Below are 23,814 nucleotides of genomic sequence, written 5' to 3' on the forward strand. Positions count from 1 at the left end.
GATTATTTTTAGAATTTAAATGGTTTTTTGTTATTAGGTTGTATAACTTCTTTTTATTTCTTCTATGGACAGGTTTGAGCTAAGAGCATAAATATAAGTTACAAGAGAAAATATAAAAATTAGTAATAAAGTTAAGATTAAGGAAAAGTATTCTGGGTAGGTGTTATAGCAAAAAGATATAATAGTTATGCATATAATATGTAGAAAGAACCATAAACTCTTTAGAAAATGAAGCTTATGACTTTTTACTCGGGTTTTTTCTATTATGATAAATATAGTGCTACAAATAATCGCAAAGATAACAATATTAACAATGGTATTCCAGCCACTAAAGAAGATAATAATACTAGAGAAATAGAATGATAAGAAGCAAGTGACATCTGCAGCTTTTAGTTTGTATGCTCTATTTACATCTGGTATTGATTTTCTAAAGTTCATAGTGGCTAGTGGGCCAATTAGGTATGTAATAGCCATAAGTGCTGCGATAAATGTAGATACTTCTGCCCAGTTGTCAAATATAAAGAAAATAAATAAAGAAATGATAAAGCTAATTAACATATAGGTTTTCATGCCTTTTCTATTTTTTGTGGCATCTTGCAGTAAGATATTTTCTGTTATTAGGACATTCAATGACTCGACAGAAACTCGTAGATACATAACACCACATATAAATGGAAATGTTAGAGCTGAAAAATATAAGATAGTATTTAGGAGTCTTGAACCTATATTTGAAGCAACTACACCAAATGCTCCAAGCTCATTTGTTCCAACGTAGACATTATCAAAATTCTTAGCAGAGTAGAAGTAAGCAATTTGCACTAGAAGGAAAATTATTAAAGATATTAAAATCACTAGAATTATTGATAATGGAATGGTGCTTTTGGGGTTATGGGCTTCGCCAGCTATTTCTATAATCGTTTTAAAACCAATAAATGAGAATGCAATACCACCCATTGTGATAGCTGTGAAAATCTCTGACCATTTCCAAGTTAGTATATGTGGTGAGCTATCGCCGACATAGTGTGTAGCTTGCTCTGGAGTACTAAGGCAAAAAATCACTATAAATAAAGCCACAAATATTGGGATGATAATTTTTAGTATAGTGAAATAGCTATTTATACGAGATATCAAGCTTATTGATAAGAAGTTTAGTAAACAGGAAAGTGCCACAATAGTTATACCTGCTATCATGTGATGAATTTGATTTTTTAGCAGTGTTGGGAAATATACCGCTAAATATTGAATAATAGCATGGCTTTCTATGGGAACAAACATCATATAAGAAAGCCAAGTAAATACTGCAAATATAAACCCAGTCATAGGACCGTATATAATAGTTGGAACTTTTGATGAAGCACCATTTGTTGAGAAAAGTGTACTAAACTCCATAAAGGATAGAGCAATTACAAAAGTGATTATTGCTGCAATAATCCAAGAAACTATAGATGCATAACCTGCTATTTTTGTACTATATTCGGCAGTAAATAGCCAGCTTGAACCTATTAAAGAAGTAATCCCTATACCGATTAAACTAATCAAACTAATACTTTTTTGCATATAAATATAAAACCTCAAATTTGTTATGCAGTTATCAAAATATCTAACATAATAAGTATTTATTTAAAGATTATGGTTTATTCGTAAGTTTAAAGATAATTAATTTTTTAAATACGGGCTATTAGAAAAATCAATTTGCTTTATGCCTACTCCTAAGTGATTATGAAATAAAACTGATTTATTATTTGCTTTCTTTTAAGTATCTAATGCAGATAAGTTTCAGTAACAAAACATTTTATTTAAACATTATAAGAAAAATTAAAACTAAGAGGAAAGTATGATGAAATATCAAGCAAATAATTTTATAAATGGTCAACAAGTTAAGCCAACAGGAACTACAGTTATTGATATAGATAATCCTCAAACTGGTGAAGTAATTGCCAAGATGACTTGTTCATCTGTTGAAGATTTAAACAATGCTGTGAATATAGCTAAAGAGGCTCAAGAAGCTTGGGGAAACACTACGTTTAAGACAAGAGCTCAGGTATTTTTTAAATACAGACAGCTTTTGGAAGAAAATTTTGAAGCACTAGCAAAGCTTTGTGCTGAAGAGAATGGTAAAACACTTGCAGAAGGTGCTGCAGAAATAGCAAAAGCTATGGAGCTTTGTGAGCTTGCAGTATCTATCCCTCAAACGCTAGGTGATAGAAGACAAATTATTAGTACAGGTATTGAGTGTAAAGAGCAAAGAACTCCTTTAGGTGTTGTTGCAAGTATTGTACCATTAAACTTTCCGGTTATGGTTCCTCATTGGACTATTCCAATGGCTCTAGTTTTAGGTAATGCAATGATTGTTAAACCTTCTGAAAGAGTACCATTATCTTGTATAAGAACTGCTGAACTATTAAAGCAAGCTGGTTTACCTGATGGTGTATTTAATATTGTTCAAGGCGATAGAGATATTGTAGAGGGTATTTGTGATCACGCAGATATTAAAGCAGTATCATTTGTTGGATCTAGTCCTGTAGCGAAGATCGTATATGAGAGATCGGCTAAGTCAGGCAAAAGATGTATTGCTTTGGGAGGTGCTAAAAACAATTTATTGTTATTACCAGATGCTGATCCTGATATGGCATCAAGCGATATTGTGGCATCTTTCACGGGATGTGCAGGTCAAAGATGTATGGCAGCATCATTACTAATAGCAGTTGGTGATGTTGATCATATTATTGAAAAAGTTGTGGAGAAAGCTAAGGATGTACAAGTTGGTGTAAATCTTGGTGCAATCATAACAAAAGAATCTAAAGATAGAATAGAAAACTACATTACTAAAGCAAAAGATGCTGGATGTAAGATTTTACTAGATGGTAGAAATGCTGTAGTTGAAGGTAAAGAGGGTGGTTACTATGTGAACCCGACTATTATCGATGGTGCAGAGTTTGGTCAGCCATGGTCTTGTGATGAGATTTTTGGTCCAGTTGTAACTATTATTAGAGTTAAAAATATTGAAGAGGCTATCAAGATTCAAAACTCATCTATATATGGAAATGGTGCATCTGTCTATACTCAAGATGGTGAAGCTGCGACTTATGTTATTGATAGGTTAACAGCTGGTATGTGTGGTGTGAATATTGGTGTACCAGTTCCGAGAGAACCATTTGGATTTGGTGGCTGGAAAGACTCTAAATTTGGTGTTTCTGATATTACAGGATCTCAACCAGTAGATTTCTGGACTCAGACTAAGAAAATTACAACAAAATGGAATGCTAAGCATAAGAAAGATTGGATGAGCTAATATTTACTTAGGCTGATGTATTTAAACAAAAACTATATTGTATTTTTTTAGGAGAGAGATATGAGTATTAGAGAACAAATCAAACAAAATAATATTGACTATAACGTTTTTACTTGGGTGAAACAAGGTGGTTTAAATCCTGCATGTATCGAAAGAGGAGAAGGTTCTTTCATATATGATTATGATGGTAAGAAAATTTTAGATTTTACTGCGGGTTTGATCAGTGTAAATCTAGGGCATGGTAATCAGTCTGTAATTAATGCTGTAACAGAGCAAATGAAAGCAATTGCTTTTCCTGCACCTGTTCACGCTACTAAAGTTAAAGGTGAGTTAGCAAAGAAATTAGCAGAGCTTTTACCAGGTGACTTGAATAAAGCTTATTTTACATTGTGTGGAGCAAGTGCAAATGAAGCTGCAATCAAGGCCGCTAGAGCATATTCAGGTAAACAGAAAATACTAACAAGGTATAGATCTTTCCATGGTGGTAGTTATGCTACTATGACGCTAGGTGGTGATCCTAGAAAACTTCCTCACGATGCTGATGGTATTCCTGGTGTTGTTCATTTTGAAATACCATCTACTTATGATGGTATCTATAATGAAAACCCTAAGAAACAAACAGAAGAAGCTTTAAAGCATTTAGAAAGAGTAATTAACTACGAGGCTGCTGAAAATATTGCTGCAATTATGCTTGAGGGAGTAAGTGGTACATCTGGTTGCTACCTATATCCAGAAGGCTACATGGAAGGTGTAAGAGAGTTATGTAATAAGTACGGTATTTTACTAATCGTTGATGAAGTAATGAGTGGTTTCTGCCGTACTGGCAAATGGTTTGGTTTTATGAACTATGATATCGTGCCAGATATCGTAACCATGGCAAAAGGTATTACATCATCATATTTACCATTAGGCTGTTGTATGCTTTCTGAAAAGATTATGGCTAAATTTCAAGAAACAGCTTTTGTACTAGGTGCTACATATAGTGGTCATCCAGTATCTTGTGCAGCAGGTCTTGCGACTATCAATGAATATGAAAGACTAAATATACTTGATAATGTAAATAAAATGTCTGCATACTTTGGTGAAAAAGTAGAGGAGCTAAAAGCTAAGCATAAATGTATTGGTGATTATAGGTCAAAAGGTCTATTAGGTTGTTTTGAGCTTGTCAAAAATAGAGAAACAAAAGAGCCATTAGTTCCTTATAATGCTAAAGATGTTAGTATTACAACTAAGATTGCAGGTAAATTCAAAGAGCTAGGTTTACACTCTTTTGTAAGATGGAATCATATATTTGTTGGGCCGCCACTAACAATTAGTAAGGAAGAACTGGATATAGCTGTGACTGTTCTTGATGAAGTATTTACTTTAGCTGATACTTTCTGTGACTAGACTAGTATTCTTGTTTCTGCAACCAGTCACAAAATAGTTTAACAATTTTCGTGTGGTGCTTATTTTTCTTCAATATAATTCTATGATTTCTTGTCATTACAATATTTTTTACATTAATAACCTTTAGTGAGTTATTGTCTATCTCACTAAGGCTTACATTAGGTACAGTTGCAAGAAAATCGCTGTTTGCGACATATACTTTGACAGCTTCAATATTCGGTAGATAGAAATCATCATCAATGAAAGAGTTTGTACTTTCTTTTATCATGTCACCATTTTTTGTAAAAACTATATCTCCTAGAACAATGTTCTCTTTAACATCGTAGTCACCAGCCCATTTCCTCATGATATTTGAGTTTTTATCTATCTTGGTTATAAGAATATCTCGCGTTGTAAAAGTGTCATGATAATATGCCCATTTATATCCAAAAACATCATCAATGTTAACAGAGTCATACTTTGCAAGTGGGTGGTTTTTATTGCAGATTATTTTTAGTTCAGACTTTTTTATAATGATTTCTTCTGATTTCATTTCATGTAAAAGAACACGTCCCTCGACAAAGCCTATTTCACATATTTCATTTTCAATATTAGCGAAAGTTTTATCAAGGTTATCACTGATAATATTAATCTTTATGTTTGGGTATTCTGTCTGGAATTTATAAAGTAGTTTTGGCAGCACATAAGTTGCTATCACAGAGTTTGCAGCTACAGAAATGTCACCTTGTAGGTTTTCATTGGATTTATTAAATAATTCAAACTCATTTGATTTTTCTATGATTTCAATAGCTTTCTTAAATAGGGCTTTACCGTCACTATTTAGGCTTAGACCATTTTTATTACGGTCAAAAAGTTTTATTTCAAGGATTTTTTCTAACTGACCTAAACTAATACTAGCTGCAGATTGTGATATAAAGCATGACTTGGCACCTTCGCTGATAGATTCAGCTTTTGCGACTTCAATAAAAACTTTCAGATGTTTGAGAGTTATACGCATAATGGAGGATAAGTACTACTAAAAATATATTCACAAATTGTAGCATAATTAAGCTATTTAAAAGTCTAAATATATAAAGACTTATTTTTTACATAGAAGTTTGGCGGATAGAGTACTTGTGGTTTTTTCTTTTAATATATCAAAGCCATCAAGTTTATATGTAGCTGTTTTTTCAGTTTCTACATAAATCAATGTTTCATTAGGAATATTTTGGTTTTTTAATATTGACTCTAGAGCTTTTGGAGTAATGTTTTTATTGAATGGAGGGTCTAAAAATATAATTAGCCTAGAATTGCAAGGATCAAAATTTGCAAGGGCCTTTATGCTATCAGTTTTATATATTTCACAATTCTTTATTTCCAAGGTATTAATATTTTCTTTGATTTGCTGCAAAGCTTTAAAATTAAGTTCATAGAATATGGCTTTTGAAGCACCTCTTGATATGCTTTCTATACCTAGGCTGCCACTACCAGCAAAAGCATCAATGCAAATGCTATCATGTATATATGGAGCTAACCAATTAAAGATAGTTTCTTTAAGTTGATCAGCGGTTGGGCGTAAGCCATTTACATTAGGGAACTTAAGCCTTCGATTCTTATATTTTCCAGATATTATACGAATAGTATTTGTCTTCACTTATTCGATATCTCCAACCATTACTGTGATTATGCTATTTTCTTGTATCACTTGGTAAGCATTATGAATTTCTTTAGCAGTAACATTATTAATATGCTCAACATAAGTATCAAAGAAATCTAAAGGTAGATTTTTATTTGCGATTGAAGATAGCATATTTAATTTAGAGCTATTTTTTACACTACTGAGTAAATGCGTGCCTTCAATATGCTTTTTAGAGTTTGTTAGGGTTTGTTCATCTATAGTTGAATTGATGAAATTACTATAGACAGTGTTTATAGTGTCTATAGCAAGGTTTGGATTACTTGTTTGAGCCGATATTAAAAAACTACCGTAATCGGGATTAATATTTGCTGTGCTTGATATGTTGTAAACCAATCCAAGCTCTTCACGAACTTTATTGAAAAGCAAAGAGTTTAAACCACCGCCACCAAGTATCTCATTTCCTAGTTTTAGAGGGAAGTATAATGGATCGTTAATTTCGAGTAATAATTGATGACCAACTAGTATTGCAGTTTGTTTACTTGGAAATTTGTTTTTAACTATTTCGATATTATTTTTTTGTTGAGCAAATTTTTGCGTATTTTTTTTACCTTTTGGTAGGAGGCTAATTATTTTTTGAGAAATACTTTCAGCCTGAGATTTATCTATAGCGCCAACTACACATATATTAGCATTATTCGCACAAATATTTTCACCAAAGAAATCCTGAATGTCTTTTTGAGATATTTTTTTGATAGTTTCTTTGTAGCCAATTGTTGGCTTACTGTAAGGGTTATTTGCAAAAATATGCTTTGAAAATTCAAGTGATGCTAGGTAATTGGGCTGCTGATATAAATAGTCAATATGAGTAAGAGTCTGAATTTTTTCTCTTTCTAATATATCAGGATCAAAGTCTGGAATAGTAAAAACTTCTTCTAATATATTAATAGTATTGTTAATAATATTATTATCATTTAACAAGCGAATTTTTATGTTAAAAAATTCTTTAGTAGTTTCTGAATGTATAGATATTCCATTATCAGTTATTTTATTTATAAGTTCTTGCTCATTAGATTTCTTAGTCTTTGTAGCAAACATTCCTACTGCCAAATCAGCTAAACCATTCAATTCTCCATCAAATGCAGAGCCAGCTCTAAAGTTAAGCTGTATATCAATCATTGGTAAACTTGGAGATTCTTGGAAATATACTGTTGTATTATTTATATCAAATTTATGGATCATGATTTTTAATCCTTTAATAAGTGAAGAGATGTAAGGTTTGATTTGTCAAAATATCTGTCTAGTACACGGTTAACATCACTAGTTGAAACATCATAAAGTTTTTCAAGATATTTATAGTAGTCAACATCTAGATTTATACTGGCAAGAGAACCTATTAAATTTGCTTGAGTTTCAAGAGAATCCATAGCAAACACTTTATCAGCTTTTATAGTTACTTTTGCTCTATCAAGCTGCTCTTGGGTTATACCATTGTTTTTTAGCTTTATAATTGAATTCTCTATTTCATTTTGAATTTTATCTAAGCTTTGGTTGTGGTTTGCTATAGCTGTAATCATAAAAAGATCCTCCCCCTTTATGAAGGGAGAGTATTCACTATCAATATGACAACATAGATTTTTATCTCTAACAAGCTCTTGTTGTAATACTGATGCATCAGCACTGCCAATAATATTATTTAGGATCATTAAGGCAAAAGGATCATTATCATGATAATCAGTTGTTAGCGAGGGTGTTATGTATCCTAATATCGCAGCATCTGTATCATTTGGTGATTTTTGTACTTTTGAGTGTCTATAGCCAATATTTATTAAGCTTGGCTCTTTTTCTATATTAATTAATTTAGATTTAGGAATACCACCGAAGTAATCCTTTATCATAGGTATAGCTGATGATTCATCAATATCACCTACAAGAACAATACTAGCGTTATTTGGGGCGTAATTTTGTTGATACCACTTTTTTAGATCATTAAGAGTGTAATTTTCAATATCTTCACGCCAACCAATTATTGGAGTGTGTCGTGAATTATTTTGATATGCAAGTCTCATAAATTGTTCAAAGGCGTAGCTAAATGCTTTGTCATCTACACGTAGATTTCTTTCTTCGAGTACAACTTTTCTTTCAGGGATAAATTCATTTTCATCAAAGAGTAGGTTAGACATTCTCGATGACTCAATAGATAGGCTTAGTTCTAGATTTTTTTTATGCCAAAATTGGTAGTAAGCAGTATAATCAAAACCTGTGAATGCATTTTGTACACCCCCATTATTCTCTACTATACTATTAAGCTCATCTTTGGAGTATTTGTTAGTACCTTTAAACATCATATGTTCAAGCATGTGAGATATGCCAGTTAGTTTAGTGGGTTCGTATGTAGAACCTACTTTATACCAAATCTGTGCAAGAGTGACGGGAGCTCTCAAATCTTTTTTAATGTATATACTTAAATCATTGTTTAAGGAATATTTGTTAATGCTCATATATTATTTTATGTTTCTTTAGATTTTATAAATAGATAAATTAGTAATATTAATGCAACAACCGTAGGTCCTGCAGCACCAATTATTGTTGGTAAGTGCAGAATCAGCGCAATTGGGCCAAATATTTGGTTAATAATAAAAAATGCGAATCCAAAAAATGCTCCTAAAAGTAGCTTGAGTATTAGGGTTGATGATCTTGTGGATCCTATACTTAAAGGCACAGAAAGTAGTATTAGTACCATTAAAGCTATAGGCTGAAAAATTTCTTGCCAAAATTTTAGTGATATAGAGTCCTTTGCCTGACTATTGGAAAGCATATATTTAGTTAACTGAGTAAAGTTTAGATAATCATTATCGTTGATAGTAATAACTTTAGCTACAGATATTGGTATTGGATTAGACCAGATAGCTTTATAAACATTTTCTTTGACACTTATATGTTTGGCATTGCTGTTGGGGAATGTTACAACACTTACATCAAACACATTTGCTGTCGCATCATTTACGTATTCAGCTTTTTTTGCATATCTAACCTGTTGCACTTGGTTATCACTGGTTATAAACTTTCTTATTCCGAATGCTTTTCCTCCATTAGGATCTATATTTGAGATATTCATAAACCCGTCAGAAGTTTTGAGCCACAAGTCGTGAGTGTTATATGCAACGGTGTTTGAGTCAGCAAGCTTTTGTAATACTGGAGCTATATAGCCACCAAAAACCATTGTGATGATAGAGCCAATTATACCGACTAATACTACCCCTTTTGCAATTTGAGCAGTAGAGCGACCAAAAGATCTTAATACTATTATTTCGGAGTTGTTTGCAAGTAAGCTAAGCCCCATTAGTGCTCCCACCATAGCACAAGCAGGAAGTAATGTGTATAAGATTCCTGGTAACTGATATATAGTTACTATAATAAGCTCTATGTTACTTGCGCCTGTATCATTATTACTTACCTGTGCTAGATATGTGAAAATAAAAAATAAAATACAAAAGATCAAACTTACAACAAGAAAACTGCTAAATACTGTTTTAAAAATGTAACGATCAATACGGTTTAAAAACATTTACTTTTCCTTTTTAGATGATCCATTATCTTTTCTTATTGTTCTAATAGCATAAATTATAAAAAAGATATGTGGAAGCCAGCAGCCTATCCAGATTGGTAATTTACCACCAACCATAAGAGTGTTAACAAACATATTACTACATAAGTATACGGCCAGAACAACAACAGAGGGCAGCAGTTTAGCATATTTATTTTGTCTTGGTCTTAATCGACAAAGAGCAAGAGCCAACAATGATGCTACAATTACAGAAATAGAGTTGTTGATACGACCAAAAAGTTCCCCACGTGAAACTGTTCCGTTGTCACTATCAGAAAAATTTTCTATTAATGTGTGCATGTATAGCCTATCAACTTTATCGTGATTGTAATCACGGTCAGAAGTGTCAAAAATAGTGTATATAGCATTCTTAGCAGTGTCATAAGAGTGTTCGTATGTTTTAGGTTCTTTTGTATAAATATGAGCATCGTGGAAGTCTACGTATGCGGCACCTTTATCTGTTATAACCTTTGCTATAGGGGCAGTTACAACTTTGTATTCATCACTATTATCTGTACCCATATATAAGAAAACGTCTTTAAGTGTGTTCCCTGATTTACTTTTTATATATATGACTTTTCCATCAGTAGTTTTAATTATCTTGTCATCTGTTATTGATGATAGTAGTGCTTTTGCAGTCAGTGATGCTTGATAGATGTCCTGCGTCTGTTTAGATAACGGATTAATATACATTACTGTCAAAAATGTTATAAAGGTTAAAGCATATACAGGCTTCATAGTGTTTTTGACAATTTGCATCCATGTGACACCGCCGGCAAGCGTTACAAACATTTCATTGTTTGCAAAGTACTTACCAAAACAAATCACAATAGCTAAAAATATTGCGATAGGAGCGACAAGACTTACATTTCCAGGTATTGTTAATATTACAAATTTTATTATAGAGTCAATTCCAAGACCCTGTGAATAGGCCTGCTGAAAAAGTCGAATAAGTAAATTGGCAGACACAATAGATATTATAAAAAGAGTAATAGATGTGAATGTATTAACTATGTCTTTGTTGTAATATTTTTCTAGAATCAAAGTATGCCACTATATTTATATAATAATTATGCTAGTAGCAATTCTATATTTTTTATAAGCAAAAGTCAGTAAATAAGAATAACTAGCTTTTAAATTTAATGCGATAAATGTCGTTTTTTGATATTATGTTTGAAAATATGTTACAAAAAATACAGGATCTCTAATGAAAATTGTTGTAAATAATCAGTCGACTTTGTCCGCTGAAGTGTTGATTGTTGCTCAAGAAAACCTTAAGAAACTTGTTGAAGAAACAAAATGTCCAAATTCAAAGTCTTTACTAGATAAAAAAGTTTTTAAAGCTGAGTCTGGTGAGGTTCTTCCTTTACTACATGGTGATAAAGTTGTAGTTCTGCTAGGTCTTGGGCTTAGACAAGATTTTATAGCTTCAGAATACGATAAAATTATTGCAAAGGTAGCCGAACAGCTTAAAAAATTAAACATAAAAGAGGTTTCTGTAAATATAGATTATATCTTTGCAAATTATAATGAGAAGCAGTTTACTTTAGACACCATTAGAGCATTGATTTCTGAAACCTATGTTTTTGATCAATTAAAATCTAAAAAAGAGAATTTTTCATTAGAACAAATCGAATTAGTATATTCAGGAAATCAAGATTTGGAAGAGTCTGCTAAGGTTGGTTCAGCAATTGCGTGTGGTCAAAATTATGCCAAGGATTTGCAGAATCTTCCAGCAAATATTTGTAATACAGATTATATGCTAAATGAAGCTAGAGATTTAACATCTAAATATGAAACATTTAATCTTAACTATTTAGATCAGGATGCTATGGCAGAGCTTGGAATGGGCTGCGCATTAGCTGTGGGTCGTGGCTCAGATATGTCCAATTATACTGTATGTATGGAGTATAATGGTGGTGATGAAGATCAGGCTCCGATAGTACTTGTTGGTAAAGGTTTAGTGTTTGATAATGGAGGTATCTGTATTAAGCCCGCTGCTGGAATGGACTCTATGAAAATGGATATGGGTGGAGCTGCGGCTGTTATGGGTACAATGAAAGCTCTAGCAATGCTGAACCTTCCTATTAACGTTGTTGGTGTTATGGGGCTTGCAGAAAATGCTGTAGATGCTAGATCATATAGACCAGGTGATGTACTTAAAAGTATGAAAGGTATAACGGTAGAAGTAAGTAATACAGATGCAGAAGGTCGTCTAGTTCTTTGTGATACTTTAACTTATATTGGTAAATATAATCCAAAAGCAGTTATTAATATGGCAACCCTGACAGGTGCTATGATTATCTCCTTAGGAGATGCATTTTCTGGAATGTTTGCTAATAGCGATAAACTTGCCAGCAGTCTTCAGCAAGCAGCCGATGTCTCTAATGATTTGGTATGGAGACTGCCTTTGCATAAGCCATACTTTAAAAAGTTAGAAAGTAAAGTTGCTGATATGGATAATTGTGGTCGCGATAGATCAGCAGGCTCTATAGTTGCAGGATTGTTCTTATCAAAGTTTACAGAAGATTATGAGTGGGCTCATCTTGATATCGCTGGATCAGCAATGGGAGATTTTGCAAATTGCAAAGCATCTGGTAGACCAGTACCATTACTTATACATTATCTATTGTCGCAATCTAAATAACATATATTTCTCTCTAGTATATTTTTTCTAGTATGGTAGAATACTTCTGTAATTAAATATCACCTCTTTTTAGATTTTAATTACGGAGATTAAAAATGCTAAGAATTACTCAACAAGCGATCACTTTTGATGATGTATTGCTTTCACCTAGATATTCGAACGTACTTCCACATCAGGTAGATTTGAAAACAAATATTACTAGGAATATTCAATTAAATATCCCTTTAGTATCTGCAGCTATGGATACTGTTACTGAGTCACGCCTTGCTATAGCTATAGCTCAAGAAGGTGGGATTGGAATTATACACAAAAATATGTCTATACAGGCTCAAGCTCAAGAAGTTAAAAAAGTTAAGAGATTTGAGAATGGGATGGTGATTGATCCAATTACCATAAAACAAGAGAGCTCAATCAAAGATGTCATGCAGCTTGCAAAAGAACATAATTTCTCTGGTTTTCCAGTCGTTGATGATACTAATAAGATTATAGGTATTGTAACTAAGCGTGACTTTAGATTTGCAAAAGATTTAGATGAGCCAGTGAGTTCTATAATGACACCTAAAGATCAGTTAGTAACAGTAGCTGAGGATGCTTCTCAAGGTGCAATCAAGAAAAAACTTCATGAGCACAAGATAGAAAAGTTACTTGTAGTAAATGAGCAAGGCGAACTAGTTGGTTTGATAACTACAAAAGATATTGAAAGATCACAAAACAAGCCTAATGCTTGTAAGGACTCGCTTGGTCGTTTAAGAGTTGGTGCTGCAGTTGGCACAGCGGCTGACACTAAGGAACGTGTCACGGCATTAGCAGCAGAGGGCGTTGATATAATTGTTGTTGATACAGCTCATGGCCACTCTCAAGGTGTACTTGATATGGTTAATTGGGTCAAAGAGAATTATCCAAAAATTGAGGTTGTAGGTGGGAATATTGCTACAGCAGAAGCTGCGAAGGATCTTGTTAAAGCTGGTGCTGATGCTGTTAAAGTGGGTATAGGCCCAGGTTCAATATGTACAACAAGGATTGTTGCTGGTGTTGGTGTGCCACAGATTACTGCGATATCAAATGTTGCTGAAGCTTTAGAAGGCACAGGAGTTCCTGTTATTGCGGATGGTGGTATCAAGTTCTCTGGAGATATAGCAAAGGCCATAGTAGCTGGAGCTTCAGTGGTTATGATTGGTGGTCTTTTTGGTGGTACTGAAGAGTCTCCTGGTGAGGTGGAACTTTTCCAAGGACGTTCTTATAAGTCATATCGAGGTATGGGATCTCTAGGTGCTATGGAACAAGGCTCTTCTGATAGATACTTCCAGGGTAATACTGATGCTAAAAAATTTGTTCCAGAAGGTGTCGAAGGTAGAGTACCTTACAAGGGGCATCTTGCTGCAGTTATACATCAGTTAATAGGTGGATTAAGATCTAGTATGGGGTATACTGGTTCAAAGGATATTCAGACTATGCGTACAGAGCCAACTTTTGTTCAAATTACAGGTGCTGGGTTCAAAGAATCTCATGTACATAACGTTACAATTACGAAAGAACCACCTAATTATCAATCTTAAAGCTCTTTATTTTCGTTCTATTAAGCTATAATTTACTATTATTTTTTAGTAGATATAAAGTGATGTCTGAAGCTATACTGTTTCTAAATGGTAGTATCAATTTGTCTTTTTGTGAAAAGTACATTAGAAATATTTTGAATAATTACGATATATTTTGTGCAGATGGTGCTTACAAAAAGATTAGTGAATCTGCTTGTTTAAGTCCAAAAGTTAAAAAAGTTATAGGTGACTTTGATTCATTCGCTGTTCTAGATGATGAGCTATTTCTTATTGATAAGGATCAGTACTCTACAGATTTTGAAAAATCTTTAGAATATATTATCTCTCTGGGTGTTACAAAGGTTTATGTCTTTGGAGCATCAGAGGGAGAAATGGATCATTTTTTATGCAATATTAGTATTGCTAAAAACTATATGCGAAGATTAGATATTGAGTTTATAGATACTTACTCTAGATATTTTTTTATACCTAAGAAGTATAGTATAGGCGGTGTGCTTGGTAAGATGTTTTCAGTTATGCCTTTTGGATATGCAGAAAATATATACTATAATGGTCTCAGGTATCCCTTATCTGGTGAGACCTTGAGTATAGATACTGGTACAGGTGCAAGAAACTATGCTATTGAAGATAGGGTGGAAATATCTTACTCAGATGGAGATGTTTTATTATTTATATCGCATGCAAAATATAAGGATAGATTAAATGACATTTTGTAATAATTCTAGAAAGGGACTAAAACAACAGAATGTAAACTTGAAACAAGAGTTCGCAGTAGATGATCATAGAGTTGAAAAATTATCTTTGAAGCTTGAAGGTATTTACTTTGATTATTCAAAAAATCTTGTTAATGATGCTATATTAAAATCTCTTTTAGAAGCAGCTGATCAGTCTAGCCTTAAAAATAAGATTTTGCAGATGTTCACAGGAGAAAAAATCAACTCTACAGAGAATAGATCTGTTTTGCATACTGCGTTACGTGATTTATCTAATTCTCCACTAGTCATAGATGGACAGGATATTCGCAAAGAAGTCAATGAAGAGAAGCAACGTGTAAAAGCTCTTGTTGAAAAAGTAACATCAGGAGAGTGGAAGGGCTTTTCGGGTAAAAAAATTACGGATATTGTAAATATCGGTATTGGAGGTTCAGATTTAGGGCCAAAAATGGTTGTTAGAGCGCTGCAACCATATCACTGTACAGGTCTAAAAGTTCATTTTGTTTCAAATGTTGATGCGGATTCATTATTACAAGCTTTACATGTTGTTGATCCTGAGACTACTTTGTTTATTGTGGCATCTAAATCATTTTCGACAGAGGAGACTCTTTTAAATTCCATATCTGCTAGAGAGTGGTTGCTGGATCATTATGAAGATGAAAAAGCTGTAGCTAATCACTTTGTAGCTATATCTAGTAAATTAGATAAAGTAGAAGAATTTGGTATAGATCTTGAACACTGCTACAAGATGTGGGATTGGGTTGGTGGACGCTATTCATTATGGTCATCAATTGGTATGTCGATAGCTTTTGCAATTGGCTATGATAATTTTGAGAAGCTGTTGGCTGGTGCATACTCTGTAGATAAGCACTTTAGAGAAACAAGCTTTGATAAAAATATTCCTGTAATTATGGGATTGTTAGCCAGTTACTATTCATGTGCTTATGCTAGTCAGTCACAAGCATTACTTCCTTATGATGAAAGGCTCTGTTATTTTGTGGACTATCTTCAACAAGCTGATATGGAGAGTAATGGTAAATCTGTGAATCTTGCTGGAGAAACGGTTAATTATCAGACTGGCGTGGTGTTATGGGGTGGTGTCGGCACAAATGGGCAACATGCTTTTCATCAACTTTTACACCAAGGTAATGTTTTTATTCCTGTTGATTTTATAGCTGTGGCTACAAGCCATCATAGATATGATAATCATCAACAGGCTTTACTAGCTAATTGTTTTGCTCAGTCACAAGCACTAATGTTTGGACAATCTTACGATATGGTTTATAATGAGCTCTTAAATTCTGGTCTAAGTGAACAGCAGGCAAAAAAGATAGCTCCTCACAAAGTAATTCCAGGGAATAGGCCAAGTACTACTATTATACTTGATGAGCTTAGCCCATATACTCTTGGGGCTCTTGTTGCTCTATACGAGCACAAGATATTTGTTCAAGGAGCACTGTGGGATGTGAATAGTTACGATCAGTGGGGTGTTGAACTTGGTAAAAAACTTGGTAAAAATATTTTAAAGGCAATGAGCGATGATTCTTCTGATGAGTATCAGAATCTTGATGAGTCAACTAAATGGCTTATAGCAAAGGTAAAAAATAAATAATGTTTGTTAGTAAGAAAAAAGGCTTTTCTTTAGTTGAGACAATGGTTGTTATTGTCATTATGACTATATTGATGATGGCAGCAATTAGTTCTTTTACCTTTTTTTTTAAAACATTTGCTGAGACTAGATTGACTAATTTACAAAAGTTTATTGAGTATAGTGTTATTAGGGCCCGCTCTGATGGCAGGACTGTTATAATTTGTGCAGCTACTCCAGATAGTTTTGATGAATCAGGTAAATTGGATAGAAATAGTTTGTCTTGCTCTAATTCAAGATTGTGGGGTGACGATCCTCTTGTTGCTTTTGAAAGTACTGATGGTACAGAAATATATGATGGTAATACTGATGAGATAATAGCAAATCTTCCTCAGGGAAATAATGGTCGTATTTATCTTAATTTAGCGGGAAATCCTAGCTTTATTAGGATTGCGCCTAACGGTTTTATGGCTACAGGTAACGGTAATATTACATATTGTGATAGAAATAATAATTATCAAGCAGCATTAGTTATTAACTTGGTCGGTAGAGTAGTTTATACTGATAGTCCTACGAGAGATGGTGGTGGGGCATTTACTTGTGAATAGTTTGATTTGTGTTATTAAAAGGAGAGAATAAATAATGACAAATGATAGAGTACCTATGACTCCAGTAGGAGAAGAGGCATTAAGAGCAGAGCTAAATAGACTAAAAAAAACTGAAAGACCTGCGATTATTGAAGCTATAGCAGAAGCTCGTGATCATGGAGATCTTAAAGAGAATGCTGAATATCATGCTGCTAGAGAGAGACAAGGTATTATAGAAGGTAGAATTAAAGATATAGAATCAAAACTATCTAATGCTCAAGTTATTGATGTAACAAAGCTTCAAGCCAATGGTATGGTTATATTTGGAGCTACAGTTACAATTATGAATATTGATACGGAAGAAGAAACTACATATCAGATAGTTGGTGAGGATGAAGCAGATATAGATAATCATAAAATATCTGTTATTGCACCTTTGGCACGCGCTTTAATTAAAAAAGAAGAAGGCGATGAAGTTACCTTGGATACGCCTAAAGGTAAAGTCACTTACGAAATCTTAGAAGTAGAATACAAATAATCTAAAATTCAACGGATATTTCTCTAAAATTCTTTATGAAAAAAATTATCATTAAGGGTGCAAAAACCCATAACTTAAGAAATATTGATGTTGAGATACCTAGAGACAAGCTTACTGTTATTACAGGTTTGAGTGGTTCTGGTAAATCATCATTAGCATTTGATACGCTATATGCAGAAGGCCAAAGACGCTATGTTGAATCATTGTCTTCTTATGCTAGGCAGTTTTTATCAATGATGGATAAGCCGGATGTTGAGCATATAGAGGGTCTTTCGCCGGCTATCTCAATTGATCAGAAAACGACATCTCACAACCCAAGATCTACAGTTGGGACCGTTACAGAAATATATGACTATCTGAGAGTCTTCTTTGCTAGGGCTGGAACTGCTAAATGTCCAGTACATAATATCGAGCTTAAAGCACAGACAGTTAGCCAGATGGTTGATAAAATTTTAGAGTTTGATGAGAAAGCTCGGTTAATGATACTTGCTCCGATCATTTCTCAGAAGAAAGGTACTCACCATACTTTGTTAGATAAAATATTAGCACAGGGTTATATCCGCGTTCGTATAAATGGTGATTTTTTTAATCTAGATGAGGATTATCCAGAGTTAGATCGCTATAAGAAACATAATATAGATGTTGTAGTTGATAGATTTAAGCCTAGGAAAGACAATGAGCAAAGAATTGCAGAGTCTATAGAGACCGCTTTAGATCTTGGTAATGGTATCGTCAAATTAGCAGATATGACTAACGAAAATGCTGAAGATATATTATTCTCATCAAAGCATGCTTGTCCGTTGTGTGATTATGCTCTCAAAGAGCTATCTCCAAGAATCTTTTCATTTAATAGTCCATTAGGGGCTTGTAGTAGTTGTGATGGTCTGGGGGTCAAAGAATTCTTTGATGAGAAAAAAGTAATAATAGACCCTGCAATTTCGCTTAAGCATGGAGCAATTGTTAAGTGGAATAAAACAAATCAATACTACTATTCACAATTAGAATCTTTGGCTGAGCATTATAAATTTTCATTAGATGCACCTTTTGAGAAATTATCTAAGAAAGTTCAAGAAATAATCTTGTACGGTTCTGGTGATGAAACCATTAAGATGACTGTTGATTCAATTAGAGGTGGTAGACAAACTAGAGTTAAATCATTTGAGGGAGTCATACCTCATTTTGAGCGTAGATACTATGAGTCTGACTCAGATATGGTCAAAAAAGATCTCTATGAGCTTATGAGTAACCTTAAGTGTAAGTCTTGTAATGGTGCTAGAATTAATGAATATGCTAGAAACATATTTATAGCAGATAAAAATATAGCAGATGTGTGTGCTTTATCTATAGATGATTTATTGAAGTGGCTTGATGAATTAGAGTTTGTCGGGCAACAAAAAGTTATTGCAGAGAATTTACTTAAAGAGATCAAGCTAAGAGTTGAATTTTTAGCAAATGTTGGTTTGGAGTATTTAAGTCTTTCAAGACAGGCTGATACTCTTTCGGGTGGTGAAGCACAGCGTATTCGTTTAGCTAGTCAGATTGGCGCTGGATTGGTTGGCGTTATGTATATCTTGGATGAACCTTCTATTGGTCTTCATCAGAGAGATAATCAACGCCTTTTAGATGCATTGCATAATCTTAAAGATTTAGGTAATACGGTTATCGTTGTTGAACATGATGAAGATGCAATTAGGCAAGCTGATTATGTTATTGATATGGGGCCAAAGGCTGGTGTTCATGGTGGTGAAGTAGTTGCATCAGGAAATTACCAGACTATTATCAAAAATAAAAAATCTTTGACTGCTGATTATTTAAGTGGTCGCAAGAAAATAGAAGTGCCAGATAAAAGGCTGAAAGCTTATAAGAATCGTTTTATTGAAATAAACGGAGCAACTGGCAATAATTTACAAGGTGATAACTTAAAAGTTCCTGTTGGTGTTTTGACTTGTGTAACCGGTGTATCAGGGTCTGGTAAATCAACTTTGATTAATAGAACATTATATCCTCTAGCATCAAGATTATTAAATAGAAGTACACTTGTACCTATGGAATATAAATCACACAAAGGATTTAATCATTTTGATAAGGTTATTGATATTGATCAGTCGCCAATAGGACGTACTCCTCGTTCAAATCCAGCTACATATACAGGTGTCTTTACACCGATAAGAGAGCTGTTTGCAGCTACAGCGGAGTCTAGGTCTAGAGGGTATAGTCCAGGAAGATTTAGCTTCAATGTTCGCGGAGGTAGATGTGAGGCTTGTCAAGGTGATGGTGTTATAAAAGTTGAGATGCATTTCTTAGCTGATGTATATGTGGCTTGTGATGTTTGTGAAGGAAAGCGTTATAATCGTGAAACTCTAGCTGTACAGTACAAGGGGAAAAACATATACGAAGTATTAGAGATGACTGTGGAGGATGCTCTAGGGTTTTATGATGCTGTTCCGAGTATCAGGACTAAATTAGAAGCTTTAATGAGTGTCGGATTGTCTTATATTAAGTTAGGCCAAAGCGCGACTACCTTATCTGGTGGAGAGGCTCAAAGAGTTAAACTAGCTAAAGAGCTTTCAAAACGCTCAACAGGCAAAACTTTATATATTTTAGATGAACCTACTACAGGACTACACTTTTATGATATTCATCAGCTTTTAAAAGTAATTATGGATCTGCGTGATAGAGGTAATACGGTAGTAATTATTGAGCATAATCTTGATGTTATTAAGATGGCTGATTGGATAGTGGATTTGGGTCCTGAAGGTGGAAGTAAAGGCGGACAGATAATTTTTGAGGGAATACCAGAAGACATTGTCAAATGTAAAAAATCTTATACAGGTAAATACTTAAAAAAATTATTGTATTAATAATATGTTAATTTGGCAAAATGACTAGCTAATAATTGAATTTTTTACTATAGTATTAGTTGGATTTTAGTATTAAAACTTCATAGGGAAGAAAAAGGTAAAATAAATATATGGCACAAAATAATGATAATAAAAATAATATGCTCAAAAATATTATTTTTTGGATTTTAATCATTGGTGGGATGCTACTGCTTTTCAATGGTATCAATGATACGAATAGTTCATCTAAAAGTATTAATTATTCATCGTTCGTTAGTAAGTTAAAAGATAATAAAATTAGTTTAGTAGATGTCGATGGTAGAACTATTACTGGTAAAACAGAAGATGGTGAAAGCTTTGTAACTTATGCTCCACTACTTGATGGAGGCTTGGTTAATAAGCTAGAAGATAGCAAAGCTGTTATTAAAGCAAAAGCACCTGAGAAGCCAAATATATTTTTGGCATTCTTGTTAAATTGGTTACCTATGTTACTAATCTTTGGTTTCTTTATCTATATGATGATGAAAGCAGGCGGTGGTAGTAAGGGAGGGCCTTTCTCTGTAGGTAAGAGTAAAGCTAAGCTTTTAGGTGAAGATGAAATCAAAGTAACTTTGGAAGATGTAGCAGGTGTCGATGAGGCTAAAGAAGAAGTAGCTGAGATCGTTGATTTCTTACGCGAGCCAAAAAAATATGAAAAAATTGGTGGTAAAATTCCAAAAGGTGTCTTAATGGTAGGACCTCCAGGAACGGGTAAGACACTTCTAGCAAGAGCTATAGCTGGTGAGGCTAAAGTACCATTTTTCTCAATTTCAGGTTCTGACTTTGTAGAGATGTTTGTTGGTGTCGGTGCATCTCGTGTACGCGACATGTTTGACCAAGCTAAGAAAAAAGCGCCTTGTCTGGTATTTATTGATGAGATAGATGCTGTAGGACGTCATCGTGGCTCGGGTATGGGTGGCGGTAATGATGAGCGTGAACAGACTCTAAACCAAATGCTTGTTGAAATGGATGGTTTTGCTGATAATGAAGGTGTTATAGTAATTGCTGCAACTAATAGGCCAGATGTTTTAGATAAGGCATTATTAAGACCTGGTAGATTTGATAGACAAGTAAATGTAGGTTTACCTACGGTTAAAGGCCGTGAAGCTATACTTAAGGTTCATATGAAAAAAGTAGCTTTAGGCGATGATGTTAGGGCTGACTGGATAGCTCGTGGGACTCCAGGTTTTTCTGGTGCTGAGCTTGCTAACCTTGTAAATGAAGCAGCTCTATTTGCTGCAAGAGAGTCTAAAGATAAAATTAGTATGGCAGACTTCGAAAAGGCTAAAGATAAAATCTTGATGGGCTCAGAAAGAAGAAGTATGGCTATGACTGAGAAAGAGAAGAAGCTTACTGCATATCATGAAGCTGGTCACGCTATTATTGGTAAACTGATGCCTGAACATGATCCTGTTTATAAGGTAAGTATTATACCTAGGGGTAGAGCTCTTGGTGTAACTATGTATATGCCAGAGGGTGATACTGTTAGCCAAAGTAGGCTTATTTTACATGGACGTTTATGTAGTATCTTTGGTGGCAGAATCGCAGAAGAGCTTATATTTGGGTATGATCATGTTACTACAGGAGCATCTAATGATATTCAAGTTGCTACAGATATCGCTCGTAACTATGTAGCTCGTTGGGGTTTATCAGATGCTATGGGAACTATACTTTATGATGTTGAAGATGATGGTCCATTTGGAGGAAGTGGTGGTAAATCTGTCAAAATGTCAGATTCTACTATTCGTGAAGTAGATACAGAAGTACGTAAGTTGATTGATAAGAGCTATAACAAGGCTAAGAAATTATTAGAAGATAATGTTGATATCCTTCACGCTATGGCAGATGCTCTTATGAAATATGAAACTATAGATGCATTACAAGTTGACGACTTAATGGCACGACGTGATGTACGTGAGCCAGGTGAGTATGGAGATAGCTACAAGCCAAGTGTCGAGGTTGGTAAGGTTATAGCTCCTGCAGCTCCGGATGAGGATGTTCCAGATACATCTGATGAATCTAATCCTAAAGAGGATCTCTAAATATATATTAAATTAAAATCATTCTTAATTCTAAAAATATTCAAGTAAAAATCTAATATGTATTAATAGTAATTTCAAAGTTAATGTGTTAACTAAAGTTAATAATATTAAAAGCTATAAAACTAAGATTTTTGTATAATTTATGCTAATATATTCTGAGTGAAATTAAGATAAAGGGAACAGATATGTCATTACCTACTCCTCATATAGAAACATTAAGAAAAGAAGAATTTGCAAAAACAGTTATTATGCCTGGTGATCCATTAAGAGCAAAATATATTGCAGATAACTATTTAGAAAATGTTACAAGAGTTAATGCTGTTAGAAATATGTTTGGTTATACTGGTACTTACAAAGGTAAAAAAGTAAGTGTCATGGGTTCTGGAATGGGTATGCCTAGTATGGGTATCTATGCTTATGAGCTTTTTAAGTATTATGATGTTGATAATATCATTAGGGTTGGCTCAGCGGGTTCTTATAAAGAAGAATTCAAAGTCTATGATGTAGTACTTGTTGAAGAAAGTTACTGTGAATCTGATTTTGTTGAAATTGTAACTGGTGATAAGGATCGTGATGTTAAGTCTTCGGAAGAGCTTAATAAGGATCTTGAAGAGTCAGCTAAAAGACAAAAGATAGGGCTTAAAAAAGCAAAAGCACACTGTACAGACGTTTTTTATAGAAAAAATTCTGATGATTATAAAAAAATCATCAAAAAGTATGGCTGTGATTTAGTTGAGATGGAGACTGCTGCTTTATTTGCAACAGCAAATGAGTTGGGTAAAAATGCATCTGCGGTTGTAACTATATCTGACAGCTTTATAACAGGTGAATCTACTACTGCTCAACAGAGAGAGCAATCTTTCACTAACATGATGGAAGTTGCTTTAGGTACCATTACTGAAAAATAGCAGTATATCTAATTTTCTGATTCACCAATCTCCTGTTTTATCTTTTCTAATGCTTTTTTAGCTACTTTGTTTATTAGCTTTTTATTGTTTATTTTTGCATAAAAGTTGGTGGGTTGTTCTATAATAAGTTCTATTTTCTCAACTCTTGAAAACATAGTTGTTTGGTTTAATTTTGTAATAAACTGGCTATGCAGTTCTTTTATTTTTGATTTTAGTATTTCCTTATCACTTTTAACTATAATTTTAACTGGTGAATAAAAAACTAAACTAGTATCTTTTAAATAAGGTATATTTAGCTTCTTTAGTTCTTTATTAGCTACTTCTACAGTAGTCTTTAGATTGGATGCTCTAGCGATAAGTGTTTTATTGGCGTAGGTTGAGTCAGTGATTTTTTTTCTAGTCTTATGTGATTCTATATTAGCTATTTTTTCTGGGATAACTTTTATGCTCATA

Annotated in this window: 19 protein-coding genes; 11 read left to right on the forward strand and 8 right to left on the reverse strand. The window is 33.7% G+C overall.

The features are described 5' to 3' along the window. Window positions 1-33 precede the first annotated feature (33 nt). On the reverse strand, window positions 34-1,557 hold the full coding sequence (locus FQ699_RS03445) for an APC family permease (protein ID WP_146421141.1): 1,524 nt from the start codon (window positions 1,555-1,557) through the stop codon (window positions 34-36). A 277-nt stretch (window positions 1,558-1,834) separates the two neighbouring features. On the opposite strand from FQ699_RS03445, the gene FQ699_RS03450 reads away from it, so the two are divergent. Both FQ699_RS03450 and FQ699_RS03455 read left to right on the forward strand, forming a co-directional pair. Continuing rightward, entirely contained in the window at window positions 1,835-3,292 is a 1,458-nt protein-coding gene (locus FQ699_RS03450; protein WP_257217884.1) for a CoA-acylating methylmalonate-semialdehyde dehydrogenase, read from the forward strand. Between the two features lie 60 nt (window positions 3,293-3,352). Next, window positions 3,353-4,681, forward strand: a complete 1,329-nt coding sequence (locus tag FQ699_RS03455) for an aminotransferase class III-fold pyridoxal phosphate-dependent enzyme (RefSeq protein WP_146421142.1) — start codon at window positions 3,353-3,355, stop codon at window positions 4,679-4,681. A gap of 1 nt (window position 4,682) precedes the next feature. Here FQ699_RS03455 and FQ699_RS03460 read toward each other — a convergent pair whose 3' ends face one another. From FQ699_RS03460 to lptF, 6 genes are all read right to left on the reverse strand, one after another. Beyond that, entirely contained in the window at window positions 4,683-5,678 is a 996-nt protein-coding gene (locus FQ699_RS03460) for a LysR family transcriptional regulator (RefSeq protein ID WP_013923420.1), read from the reverse strand. A gap of 81 nt (window positions 5,679-5,759) precedes the next feature. Further along, window positions 5,760-6,314 (reverse strand): 16S rRNA (guanine(966)-N(2))-methyltransferase RsmD, encoded by a 555-nt coding sequence (rsmD, locus tag FQ699_RS03465; protein WP_146421143.1) that lies wholly within the window; start codon window positions 6,312-6,314, stop codon window positions 5,760-5,762. Continuing rightward, on the reverse strand, window positions 6,315-7,538 hold the full coding sequence (locus FQ699_RS03470; protein WP_146421144.1) for a M16 family metallopeptidase: 1,224 nt from the start codon (window positions 7,536-7,538) through the stop codon (window positions 6,315-6,317). Window positions 7,539-7,543: 5 nt separating this feature from the next. Then, window positions 7,544-8,797, reverse strand: coding sequence for a M16 family metallopeptidase (locus FQ699_RS03475; protein WP_146421145.1), 1,254 nt, complete (start codon window positions 8,795-8,797; stop codon window positions 7,544-7,546). A gap of 8 nt (window positions 8,798-8,805) precedes the next feature. Next, complete coding sequence (gene lptG / locus FQ699_RS03480; protein WP_146421146.1) at window positions 8,806-9,864, reverse strand: LPS export ABC transporter permease LptG; 1,059 nt, start codon at window positions 9,862-9,864, stop codon at window positions 8,806-8,808. Continuing rightward, a complete protein-coding gene (lptF, locus tag FQ699_RS03485; RefSeq protein WP_041263800.1) occupies window positions 9,865-10,947 on the reverse strand; it encodes an LPS export ABC transporter permease LptF in 1,083 nt (360 codons plus the stop codon). Between the two features lie 163 nt (window positions 10,948-11,110). On the opposite strand from lptF, the gene FQ699_RS03490 reads away from it, so the two are divergent. From FQ699_RS03490 to deoD, 9 genes are all read left to right on the forward strand, one after another. Beyond that, window positions 11,111-12,550 carry a leucyl aminopeptidase gene (locus FQ699_RS03490; protein ID WP_146421147.1) on the forward strand — a complete coding sequence of 480 codons (1,440 nt, stop codon included), beginning with the start codon at window positions 11,111-11,113 and terminating at the stop codon, window positions 12,548-12,550. A 95-nt stretch (window positions 12,551-12,645) separates the two neighbouring features. Next, window positions 12,646-14,106, forward strand: coding sequence for an IMP dehydrogenase (guaB, locus tag FQ699_RS03495; RefSeq protein ID WP_146421148.1), 1,461 nt, complete (start codon window positions 12,646-12,648; stop codon window positions 14,104-14,106). A 62-nt stretch (window positions 14,107-14,168) separates the two neighbouring features. Then, window positions 14,169-14,822, forward strand: coding sequence for a thiamine diphosphokinase (locus tag FQ699_RS03500; protein ID WP_146421149.1), 654 nt, complete (start codon window positions 14,169-14,171; stop codon window positions 14,820-14,822). After that, entirely contained in the window at window positions 14,809-16,431 is a 1,623-nt protein-coding gene (pgi, locus tag FQ699_RS03505) for a glucose-6-phosphate isomerase (RefSeq protein WP_146421150.1), read from the forward strand. The genes FQ699_RS03500 and pgi overlap by 14 nt, the downstream gene beginning before the upstream one ends. Beyond that, entirely contained in the window at window positions 16,431-17,015 is a 585-nt protein-coding gene (locus tag FQ699_RS03510) for a type II secretion system protein (RefSeq protein ID WP_146421151.1), read from the forward strand. The genes pgi and FQ699_RS03510 overlap by 1 nt, the downstream gene beginning before the upstream one ends. A 34-nt stretch (window positions 17,016-17,049) precedes the next feature. Next, window positions 17,050-17,532 carry a transcription elongation factor GreA gene (gene greA, locus FQ699_RS03515; RefSeq protein ID WP_013923407.1) on the forward strand — a complete coding sequence of 161 codons (483 nt, stop codon included), beginning with the start codon at window positions 17,050-17,052 and terminating at the stop codon, window positions 17,530-17,532. 35 nt (window positions 17,533-17,567) lie between these two features. Further along, window positions 17,568-20,393 (forward strand): excinuclease ABC subunit UvrA, encoded by a 2,826-nt coding sequence (gene uvrA, locus FQ699_RS03520; protein WP_146421152.1) that lies wholly within the window; start codon window positions 17,568-17,570, stop codon window positions 20,391-20,393. Between the two features lie 110 nt (window positions 20,394-20,503). Beyond that, window positions 20,504-22,453, forward strand: coding sequence for an ATP-dependent zinc metalloprotease FtsH (ftsH, locus tag FQ699_RS03525; protein WP_179951657.1), 1,950 nt, complete (start codon window positions 20,504-20,506; stop codon window positions 22,451-22,453). Window positions 22,454-22,638: 185 nt separating this feature from the next. Then, entirely contained in the window at window positions 22,639-23,361 is a 723-nt protein-coding gene (gene deoD, locus FQ699_RS03530; protein WP_146421153.1) for a purine-nucleoside phosphorylase, read from the forward strand. Between the two features lie 8 nt (window positions 23,362-23,369). Here the strand turns inward: deoD and FQ699_RS03535 are convergent, their stop codons facing one another. Continuing rightward, window positions 23,370-23,813 (reverse strand): hypothetical protein, encoded by a 444-nt coding sequence (locus FQ699_RS03535; RefSeq protein ID WP_146421154.1) that lies wholly within the window; start codon window positions 23,811-23,813, stop codon window positions 23,370-23,372. Window position 23,814 lies beyond the last annotated feature (1 nt).

It is taken from the genome of Francisella salimarina, assembly GCF_007923265.1.
GTDB lineage: Bacteria > Pseudomonadota > Gammaproteobacteria > Francisellales > Francisellaceae > Francisella > Francisella salimarina.

What these genes read in the sequence shown, in the direction of transcription:
- uvrA (WP_146421152.1), top strand. Translation starts at nt 17,568, where the DNA reads ATGAAAAAAATTATCATTAAGGGTGCAAAAACCCATAACTTAAGAAAT.
- ftsH (WP_179951657.1), top strand. Translation starts at nt 20,504, where the DNA reads ATGGCACAAAATAATGATAATAAAAATAATATGCTCAAAAATATTATT.
- FQ699_RS03445 (WP_146421141.1), bottom strand. Translation starts at nt 1,557, where the DNA reads ATGCAAAAAAGTATTAGTTTGATTAGTTTAATCGGTATAGGGATTACT.
- FQ699_RS03510 (WP_146421151.1), top strand. Translation starts at nt 16,431, where the DNA reads ATGTTTGTTAGTAAGAAAAAAGGCTTTTCTTTAGTTGAGACAATGGTT.
- FQ699_RS03475 (WP_146421145.1), bottom strand. Translation starts at nt 8,797, where the DNA reads ATGAGCATTAACAAATATTCCTTAAACAATGATTTAAGTATATACATT.
- FQ699_RS03535 (WP_146421154.1), bottom strand. Translation starts at nt 23,813, where the DNA reads ATGAGCATAAAAGTTATCCCAGAAAAAATAGCTAATATAGAATCACAT.
- guaB (WP_146421148.1), top strand. Translation starts at nt 12,646, where the DNA reads ATGCTAAGAATTACTCAACAAGCGATCACTTTTGATGATGTATTGCTT.
- FQ699_RS03460 (WP_013923420.1), bottom strand. Translation starts at nt 5,678, where the DNA reads ATGCGTATAACTCTCAAACATCTGAAAGTTTTTATTGAAGTCGCAAAA.
- FQ699_RS03470 (WP_146421144.1), bottom strand. Translation starts at nt 7,538, where the DNA reads ATGATCCATAAATTTGATATAAATAATACAACAGTATATTTCCAAGAA.
- lptG (WP_146421146.1), bottom strand. Translation starts at nt 9,864, where the DNA reads ATGTTTTTAAACCGTATTGATCGTTACATTTTTAAAACAGTATTTAGC.
- FQ699_RS03455 (WP_146421142.1), top strand. Translation starts at nt 3,353, where the DNA reads ATGAGTATTAGAGAACAAATCAAACAAAATAATATTGACTATAACGTT.
- pgi (WP_146421150.1), top strand. Translation starts at nt 14,809, where the DNA reads ATGACATTTTGTAATAATTCTAGAAAGGGACTAAAACAACAGAATGTA.
- FQ699_RS03490 (WP_146421147.1), top strand. Translation starts at nt 11,111, where the DNA reads ATGAAAATTGTTGTAAATAATCAGTCGACTTTGTCCGCTGAAGTGTTG.
- deoD (WP_146421153.1), top strand. Translation starts at nt 22,639, where the DNA reads ATGTCATTACCTACTCCTCATATAGAAACATTAAGAAAAGAAGAATTT.
- greA (WP_013923407.1), top strand. Translation starts at nt 17,050, where the DNA reads ATGACAAATGATAGAGTACCTATGACTCCAGTAGGAGAAGAGGCATTA.
- FQ699_RS03450 (WP_257217884.1), top strand. Translation starts at nt 1,835, where the DNA reads ATGATGAAATATCAAGCAAATAATTTTATAAATGGTCAACAAGTTAAG.
- FQ699_RS03500 (WP_146421149.1), top strand. Translation starts at nt 14,169, where the DNA reads ATGTCTGAAGCTATACTGTTTCTAAATGGTAGTATCAATTTGTCTTTT.